At 42.5% G+C, this 9,162-nt stretch carries 6 protein-coding genes; 1 reads left to right on the top strand and 5 read right to left on the bottom strand.

What is annotated here, in order from left to right; translation table 11 throughout:
- Positions 1-208: 208 nt before the first annotated feature.
- Entirely contained in the window at positions 209-610 is a 402-nt protein-coding gene (gene ytxJ / locus ACYZZR_RS08405) for a bacillithiol system redox-active protein YtxJ (protein ID WP_461533558.1), read from the top strand.
- Between the two features lie 78 nt (positions 611-688).
- Here ytxJ and ACYZZR_RS08400 read toward each other — a convergent pair whose 3' ends face one another.
- The 5 genes from ACYZZR_RS08400 to ACYZZR_RS08380 form a co-directional block, all read right to left on the bottom strand.
- A complete protein-coding gene (locus tag ACYZZR_RS08400; RefSeq protein WP_461533557.1) occupies positions 689-2,497 on the bottom strand; it encodes an acyl-CoA dehydrogenase family protein in 1,809 nt (602 codons plus the stop codon).
- Positions 2,498-2,523: 26 nt separating this feature from the next.
- Positions 2,524-3,708, bottom strand: a complete 1,185-nt coding sequence (locus ACYZZR_RS08395) for an acetyl-CoA C-acyltransferase (protein WP_461533556.1) — start codon at positions 3,706-3,708, stop codon at positions 2,524-2,526.
- Positions 3,709-4,089: 381 nt separating this feature from the next.
- Entirely contained in the window at positions 4,090-6,495 is a 2,406-nt protein-coding gene (locus ACYZZR_RS08390; protein WP_461533555.1) for a 3-hydroxyacyl-CoA dehydrogenase/enoyl-CoA hydratase family protein, read from the bottom strand.
- A 146-nt stretch (positions 6,496-6,641) separates the two neighbouring features.
- On the bottom strand, positions 6,642-7,109 hold the full coding sequence (locus ACYZZR_RS08385) for a MarR family winged helix-turn-helix transcriptional regulator (protein WP_461533554.1): 468 nt from the start codon (positions 7,107-7,109) through the stop codon (positions 6,642-6,644).
- Positions 7,110-7,306: 197 nt separating this feature from the next.
- A complete protein-coding gene (locus tag ACYZZR_RS08380) occupies positions 7,307-9,088 on the bottom strand; it encodes an AMP-dependent synthetase/ligase (protein ID WP_461533553.1) in 1,782 nt (593 codons plus the stop codon).
- Positions 9,089-9,162 lie beyond the last annotated feature (74 nt).

The raw sequence follows: 9,162 nt of genomic DNA, 5'->3' as shown, positions 1-9,162 counted from the left end.
CACTAGTGTCCCATAAAATTAAAAGATGTTTAAAAACCAACAAATATCACACTCTAGAATGTCCAAAACGCACTTTTGAATTTTGAATTACAAGTTCATGAATTGAAGTCCGTTCACTTGAAAATTATATGTAAATCACTGTAATACAAACATAAACAGTTGTGTTGGTGAATTTTAATGGGACAGTAATGAAATAGAATATAAAATTATGGGATTTTTTGACAAGATTTTTGGAAGGGGAGCAGAGAGTGATAAAAATCACAATTCTGCCGGGGAGCTGAATTGGTTTCCGCTCAATTCTCTTGAACAACTCGACCAAATAGCAACAGAGAGCACTTCGGTTCCGATAGCTATTTTTAAACACAGTACACGCTGTGGGATTAGCAAGATGGTTTACGGTAATCTCCAACGGGATATGGATAGCTCAACTGCTGTTAAGCTGTATTATTTAGATCTGCTGAATCACCGTGATGTTTCAAATGCTATTGCAACGCGTTTTGGGATTGTACACGAAAGTCCGCAGCTACTTTTGATAAAGGACGGAAAAGTGGTTTACAACGCATCTCACGAAGCGATTACCGCTTCAGAACTATTGGAACAACTGGGATAAAACAAAAACGTTCCCACAGAATGCGGGAACGTTTTCAACCAACCAAAAACTAAGCCTCTTATCGAGGCTCATTACACTTTAAAATTTGTAGTCATTATCGGCAATTACACGATCTGAAATACTGTTTTTCAGGGCGATTACATCAGGCATATTTGTGTATTTTGTAAAGCGTTTGATTCCCATAAGCATCATGCGTTGTTCGTCACCTTTTGCAAAAGATGCAACAACTTCCTTGCCTTTGCTGTTTATAATGTCTACCGTTTTATACAGGTATAGACGCGCCATAGCGATTTGTGTATTGACAGCATCTTCTCCTTGCTTTTTCGCAGCTTTCTCTGTGCGCAACAATACCGATTCTGCTATATAGATATGGATGAGAATGTCTGCTGCAGATAGGAGTAATTGTTGGTGTTCTTCCAACTGCGGACCGTATTTTTGAACGGCTCCTCCGGCAACCATGAGAAATACCTTTTTGAGTTTGACAATCATTTCCTTTTCTTCTGCAAACAATTCGGAGTAGTCGGGGGTATCAAAAGAGGGTATTCCCATCAGTTCGTCGGCTACATTTTTTGCCGGACTTAACAGGTCGAGATGTCCTTTCATAGCTTTTTTGACCAACATTCCCACTACGAGCATTCTGTTGATTTCGTTAGTGCCTTCGTAAATGCGGGAAATACGAGCGTCTCTCCAAGCCGCTTCCATAGGGGTATCTTCAGAAAAGCCCATACCTCCAAAAATTTGTATTCCTTCGTCTGTACAATTCTGAATATCTTCGGAAAGGGCTACTTTAAGAATGGAACATTCAATGGCGTATTCTTCAACCCCTTTGAGTTCAGCTTCCTGATGAGAATTACCTTGTTCTTTGCGGAGTGCAATTCGATCTTCAATATTTTTGGCTGCCCTGTAGCAAGCCGATTCTCCAGCGTATAGGGTAGTGGCCATATCGGCAATTTTGGCTTTAATGGCGCCAAATTGAGCGATAGGAGTGCCAAATTGTACCCTTTCGTTAGCGTATTGTACCGAATTGCTAATCACCCTTCGCTGTGCATCCAAGCAGGCAGCTGCAAGTTTGATACGACCAATATTGAGAGCATTCATGGCAATTTTAAAACCATTTCCTCTTTCAGAAAGCATATTTTCTACCGGTACTTTGGTTTCGTTGAAAAATACCTGTCGGGTAGAGGAGGCTCTGATGCCGAGTTTGTGCTCTTCTTCTCCGAGAGTAATCCCGTTTTCAGGATCGTATTCTACGATAAATCCGGTGATGTTCTTGTCGTTTTCAATTCTCGCAAAAACAATCATAAGATTACAGAAACCAGCATTGGAAATCCACATTTTCTGACCCGAAATCAAATAGTGTTTTCCATCTTCACTCAAGACGGCTTTGGTTTTTCCGCTATTGGCATCACTTCCCGCTCCAGGTTCAGTAAGGCAATATGAGCCAAACCATTCGCCGGAGGCGAGTTTGGGTACGTATTTCTGCTTTTGCTCTTCCGTACCATAGAGCAATATTGGCATGGTTCCTATTCCGGTGTGAGCTCCAAAAGCTGTAGCTAGTGAACCCGTAGCTCCGGAAATATAATCACAAACCAACATGGTCGATACAAAGCCCATGCCCATGCCGCCGAACTCTTCGGGTACGGCTATGCTTAGGAGACCGAGCTCGCCAGCTTTTCGCATAATCTCTTCGGTAAAAGCGTAGTCTTTTTTCTCAAATCTATCTTTGTTGGGCCATACTTCGCGATCTATAAAATCTTTTACCGTATCGCGCATCATTCTCTGCTCTTCAGAAAAATCTTCTGGAGTAAATACGTCCTCACAATTAGTTTCCCTCACGAGAAATTGTCCGCCTCGTAGTAGGTTGTTTTTTTCTGCTTGTGTTTCCATAACCCTTGATTCTATTAGTTTTTTATCTATAACAATTCGTAAATACCGGCAGCTCCTTGTCCGGTACCCACACACATAGTCACCATACCGTACTTGTTACCGCGACGTTTCATCTCATCGAATAGCTGTACAGAGAGCTTGGCACCCGTACAACCGAGTGGATGCCCTAAGGCGATGGCTCCACCATTGACATTTACAATATCCGGATTGAGTCCTAGTGTTCGGATAACAGCCAGAGACTGTGAAGCAAAGGCCTCGTTGAGCTCTATCAATTCGATATCTCCCAATTGCATCCCGGTCTGTTTTATCGCTTTAGGAATGGCTTTTATCGGACCTACACCCATGATTCTGGGTTCTACTCCAGCGGCGGCATAGCTCACCAATCTCGCTATTGGCTCGAGGTTTAACTCTTTTACCATCGCTTCACTCATCACCATTGCAAAGGCAGCTCCATCACTCATCTGAGAGGAATTCCCGGCAGTTACACAACCGTTATTGGCAAATACAGGTCTGAGCTTTGCGAGAATTTCCTTTGAGGTATCGGCTCGTGGACCTTCGTCTTTGCTCACAGTATACGATTTTGTGGACTTACGCCCGGAACCATCTACATAAACTTGTTCGACTTCAATGGGAACAATCTGTTGATCGAACTTACCTTCCGCTTGTGCTTTTAATGCTTTTTGGTGCGAATTATAAGCAAACTCGTCCTGATCCTCCCTCGATATTTTGTATTGTTCGGCAACAGCTTCGGCGGTGAGTCCCATTCCCCAGTAGTAATCTTCGTGACCCGCCTTGGCTAGTGCATAATCAGGTACAGGCTTATAACCGCCCATTGGGATATAGCTCATACTTTCAGCTCCACCTGCGATGATACAATCGGCCATTCCCGACTGTATTTTGGCTGTTGCTATACTGATAGTTTCTAAACCGGAAGCACAATATCTGTTTACCGTGACTCCCGGTACATCTATGATATCGAGCCCCATCAACGAGATAAGCCTTCCCATATTCAAACCTTGTTCGGCTTCAGGCATGGCATTCCCTACTATTACATCATCTATACGCTTTTTGTCAAAGTCGGGGAGTTCTTTCATAATGTGCTGTATGGTTTCCGCTGCTAGCTCGTCCGATCTCTTGAAGCGGAAGGTACCCCGTGGAGCCTTGCCCACAGCGGTACGATATGCTTTTACTATGTATGCTGTTTGTTTCATTGCACGATATTTTAATCAGTTAGAAAAGAGAGTGGTTTTTCCAGTTTTTTGGATTAGCATTAATGTAATTCGTTATCGCTTCATAAGCCCTTTTATCATCTATAAGGGATACGTGAAAGCGAGGTTGCCACGAAAAAGAAATATAAGGTTCATATCATGACATAAACCAGGGGTTTTAAGCCATTCTTGTTCTGTTATTTCGCCAATTTCAGATAGGTTCATTTTTCCATTTTTAATAGATCCAAAAAAGCAATCCCGGTTTTAAGTGCAGATAGTTACAAAATATGCTTTAGCCCATTTGTAATTCCACAAAGCCAATCTCGGGGAGCTGATGCGATATTTATTTTTGTATTTATCTTGCATAATGTGCCTTTATTCTCATCAATTCCTCAGCGGTTTTCCCGTTTTCAACATATGTTGTATTCGCTCTAGGGTTTTGCGTTCTGTACACAGTGACAAAAAGGCTTCCCTTTCGAGATCAAGTAGGTATTGCTCGCTGACATACGTAGCCTCGGAAAGGTCTCCTCCGGCCATTACATAGGCTAGTTTATTTGCGATTTTTTTATCGTGTTCTGAGATGTATTTTCCTGCATACATACCGTCGGTACCCACGTAGAATGCCCCGAGTGCCTGCCTTCCGAGTACTTTGATATCTTTTCTTTTAATGGGACGGGTATAGCCTGCCTCGGCCAACAACAGGGCCTGTTTTTTAGCTTCTGCAATTTGCCGGTCTTTGTTGACTACTACTATGTCTTTCCCTTTTTGAAGAATACCGAGATCAAAGGCCTCATAGGCAGAGGTAGATACTTTTGCTGTTCCTATAGTGAGGAAATACTCTCTGAGAGCATTGAGCTCTACATCATCTTTTTTAAAGGTATCTGAAGCCCTCAGTGTCATTTCTTTGGAGCCACCTCCACCGGGAATAACTCCAACGCCGAATTCTACCAGTCCGATATAGGTTTCTGCAGCTGCTACTACTTTGTCGGCATGCATACTCATTTCACAGCCTCCTCCCAAGGTCATACCATGTGGAGCTGCGATGACGGGAATAGAGGAGTAGCGAACGCGCATCATGGTATCTTGGAACATTTTTATCGCCATATTGAGTTCGTCGTATTCCTGTTCTACAGCCATCATAAAGATCATCCCAATATTAGCACCCACAGAGAAATTGGCAGCTTGGTTGCCTAGAACCAATCCATTGTATTCTTTTTCTGCCAGATCGATAGCCTTGTTTATTCCTTGTAATACTTCTCCGCCTATGGTGTTCATTTTGGAGCGGAATTCCAGGTTGAGAATACCATCTCCAAGGTCTTGGATAACGGCGTCGCTATTACTCCACACTTTTTTGCTTTCGCGGATATTGTCGAGTATGATAAAGGCATCCTGTCCGGGTACTTTTACCTGAGACTTAGAGGGAATGTCGTAATAAAAGCTGTGGCCTTCTTTTACGGTGTAGAAAGAATCATTACCCGATTGGATCATTTCTTCTACCCATGCCGCCGGTTTTTCCCCATGTGCTTTCATCATTTCCAGTCCTTCTTTCACTCCTATAGCATCCCATATTTCAAAGGGGCCATTTTCCCAACCAAATCCGGCCTTCATGGCATCGTCAATTTTATAGAGATCGTCGGTTATTTCCGGAATCCGATGAGATACATAGGCAAACACGGCCGAAAAACTCTTTCTGTAAAACTCTCCAGCCTTATCTTTTCCACCTACCAACACTTTAAATCGATCTATTGGTCGATCTATACTTTTGGTGAGTTCTAAGGTGTCGAAAGAAGCCTTTTTCTGAGGTCGATATTCCAAGGTGTCGAGGTCGAGAGAGAGAATATTGCTCTTTCCGTCTTCTCCTTTTACTTTTTTGTAAAAACCTTGTCCGCTTTTGCTTCCCAGCCATTTGTTTTCCATCATGGTATTGATAAAGTCCGGGAGTTTAAAAAGCGCATGGGCTTCGTCGTCGGGACAATTTTCATACAGTCCGTCAGCTACGTGAACCAGAGTATCGAGCCCTACCACATCTACCGTACGGAAGGTAGCCGATTTTGGTCTTCCTATTACAGGACCTGTGAGTTTGTCTACTTCTTCTATGGTAAGTTTCATTTCCTTTACGAGGTGAAACAGGCTCATTATACCAAATATTCCTATGCGATTTCCTATAAAGGCGGGAGTGTCTTTGGCAACGACTGAGGTTTTGCCGAGAAATTTTTCTCCATAGCTGTTGAGAAAGTCTAATACCTCAGTAGAAGTATCCGGTCCAGGAATGATTTCAAAGAGTTTGAGATAGCGCGCGGGATTAAAAAAGTGAGTGCCACAGAAGTGTTTTCGGAAGTCTTCACTGCGACCTTCGCTCATAAAGTGAATAGGAATCCCCGAAGTATTTGAAGTAATCAGTGTACCCGGTTTGCGATACTGTTCAATTTGGTCGAACACCTGTTTTTTGATATCTAATCTTTCTACCACTACTTCTATTATCCAATCTACCTCGGCTATGCGATGCAAGTCGTCGTCGAGGTTTCCCGTAGTAATACGGTCTGCAAATTTTTTGTGATAAATAGGAGAGGGACTTGATTTAAGCGCGGTGGCTAGGTGCTCGTTGACAATTCGGTTTCTGACTGAGCTGTCGTCCAGAGATAGTCCTTTTTGTCGTTCTTTATCAGTCAGTTCTCGGGGTACGATATCCAAAAGTAGTACTTCAACCCCGATATTGGCAAAGTGGCAAGCGATTCCACTTCCCATAATTCCGGAACCTATGACGGCTACCTTATTAATGCTTCGCTTCATAGTTTAGTGTATTAGTTTTTATTTTACACATCGATGATTTCGATATCCACCCTACCTCGTTTGGCTACTCGGCCCTCTCGAGAGTATTTTTAACTCCAGATGTTCCGTTGCGCTTGATACATAGGCAATGTGTTTTTCTGTCTATATTATGAGGATCGGGTATTGACCGATTTCCCTGTAACAGTATATATCTTCTTTTCTGTGATGAGGCTGTTTATCACTTCAATAACCTCAAAGAAATGAGCGAGTTTTTCTTCTGAAATATTTTGTCTTACTACCTCGTTAAAAGTGAGTACTACTGCCTTAGACAGCTCTCTTTTCTCTCTCCCGAAAGGAGTGAGACAAATCAGTACGCTCCTGCCATCTTCGGGGTTAGGCCTGCGTTCTATCAAACCTTTGAGTTCCATTTTCTTGAGTATACGCGACAGGCTAGTAGCTTCCATACCCATTTTAGGACCGAGAGCTGTAGACGGGGTACCGTTTTCTTTATCAATGCTCAACAAGGTAAAACCCGTTGCCATAGTGGTGTCGTATTTTCCCGCTTCCTCATTATACATCCTGGCAATGGCCTGCCAGGTTGCTCGCAATGCGTAATCAATAGTTTTGTCTTTCATCTGAGATGGTGTGATCTCCCAAATATACAAAATTTTATTATGCACGCATAATAAAATTAACGTTAAATTTACCTTTTTTTAAGGTACAAGATTGGGAGTCAATGCACAACTATGCTTAGAGCGAAGAGCATATAGGCTTCTCGGTATTTTAGATCAAGCGGTACGGCTCCTTCTAAGTGTTTGAGGAGCCGTATTTATTATTCTGTACTGCGATAAATTTTGTCGTAGAGGTCTTTGTATTGTTCTTTGATAACCCTTCTTTTAAGTTTAAGAGTAGGGGTGAGTTGCCCGTTTTCTACCGACCATACATCGGAGGTTAGTTCGAATTTCTTAATCTGTTCCCAATGTCCGAATTTACTGTTGTAGGCAGCGATTTCCTTTTCGAATCGTTTAATAACTTCCGGAGATTTTATCAGGTCTTCATCGGTATTTCCAACATCTATTTTCTTTCTTTTGGCCCAATCGCGTACAAATTCAAAATTGGGTTGTACAAGTGCTGCCGGTAGTTTTTCGCCTTCACCAATCACCATTATCTGTTCGATAAATCGCGATTGCTTCATTTCGTTTTCTATAATTTGAGGGGCAATGTATTTCCCTCCGGAAGTCTTGAACATTTCCTTTTTGCGATCGGTAATTTTGAGAAAGCCTTGGCTGTCTACTTCTCCGATATCACCGGTATGGAAATAGCCATCGGTCATAGCTTCTGCTGTTTTTTCAGGATCTTTATAATATCCTGTCATCACACTCGGACCTTTACACAAAATTTCTCCGTCTTCGGCTATTTTTACTTCCACTTCCGGAATCATTTTTCCGACGGTTCCTATTTTCCACCCTCCGTTCTTCTGGCAGTTTACGGCAATTACCGGTGAGGTTTCTGTTAAACCATAACCTTCCATCACCGGAATACCAGCCGCTGCAAATATGCGATTTAGACGAGGTTGTAGTGCGGCACTTCCCGACACCATCAGGTCGAGCTGCCCTCCGAGTCCTTCTTGCCATTTACTGAATATCAGTTTTCTTGCGATATTCAGTTTAGTTTCATACCACCATCCGTTTGCTCCATAGGGTTCGAATTTTTCGCCCAGACTTAGTGCCCAGAAAAACAGTTTTTTCTTGATACCCGTAAGATCTGATCCCTTGGCATATATTTTATCGTACACTTTTTCCAGCAATCTGGGGACTACTGTCATCACATTGGGCTTAACCTCTTTTAAGTTGTCACTCATCTTGTCTATCGATTCAGCGAAATATATGGAGATACCGTAGTACTGATAGAGGTAAACTACCATTCTCTCAAAAATATGACAGATGGGAAGAAAGCTCAGAGCCCTTGAATCCCCTTCGTTAAGCGGAACTCTTTCCGCACTGTTGAGTACATTGGAAACAATATTGCGATGCGAGAGCATAACGCCTTTGGGTTTACCAGTAGTTCCGGAAGTGTAGATAATCGTAGCAAGCTCGTCGGGCTGTATGGCTTCCATTCGAGATTTTACCTCATCTTGATTACTGGGCTCTTTGCCCAGTTCTAACACCTCTGTCCAATGTTTAGTTCCGTCAATTTGATTGAAAGAGTACACTTCCTTGAGTGAAGACAATTTGTCTCGTATAGCATTTACTTTGTCCAAAACCTCCTCATCGGACACAAAACAGTACTGCGCTTCAGAATGCTCTAAAATATAGGCGTAATCATCTTCTGATATGGTGGGGTATATGGGTATCGTATGTGCTCCGATTTGCAGTGCTCCAATATCTAAAATATGCCATTCCGTCCTGTTGTTTGAGGAGATTACGGCTATCTTAGTTTCCTTTTCAACCCCCATACGCAAAAGTCCCCTGCTTATGGCACAAGCCTGTTCCACATAACTCTCACTTGAAGTTTTATGCCAGTTTTCATTCTCTTTAGTGACTAGAGCGTCTTCCAGCTTGTATTTTTCCAGCTGGTAATATGGAATGTCGAAAATACGGCTTACGTTTGTCATCGTCGTCATTGTTTTAATTCCGTATCGGGGTATTGTCGGGAATATATCTTTCTGCAAAATAGGAAAATTGCCGA

Origin of the sequence: Sinomicrobium sp., assembly GCA_029266035.1 — a bacterium.
Taxonomy (GTDB): Bacteria; Bacteroidota; Bacteroidia; order Flavobacteriales; family Flavobacteriaceae; genus Sinomicrobium.
Note: the sequence above shows the minus strand (reverse complement) of the source record. Positions and strands in the feature narration are given on the sequence as shown.

Bases quoted from the DNA above. Each gene is read 5' to 3' on its own strand.
- ACYZZR_RS08380 (WP_461533553.1), bottom strand. From the start codon at position 9,088: ATGACAAACGTAAGCCGTATTTTCGACATTCCATATTACCAGCTGGAA.
- ACYZZR_RS08390 (WP_461533555.1), bottom strand. From the start codon at position 6,495: ATGAAGCGAAGCATTAATAAGGTAGCCGTCATAGGTTCCGGAATTATG.
- ACYZZR_RS08385 (WP_461533554.1), bottom strand. From the start codon at position 7,109: ATGAAAGACAAAACTATTGATTACGCATTGCGAGCAACCTGGCAGGCC.
- ytxJ (WP_461533558.1), top strand. From the start codon at position 209: ATGGGATTTTTTGACAAGATTTTTGGAAGGGGAGCAGAGAGTGATAAA.
- ACYZZR_RS08400 (WP_461533557.1), bottom strand. From the start codon at position 2,497: ATGGAAACACAAGCAGAAAAAAACAACCTACTACGAGGCGGACAATTT.
- ACYZZR_RS08395 (WP_461533556.1), bottom strand. From the start codon at position 3,708: ATGAAACAAACAGCATACATAGTAAAAGCATATCGTACCGCTGTGGGC.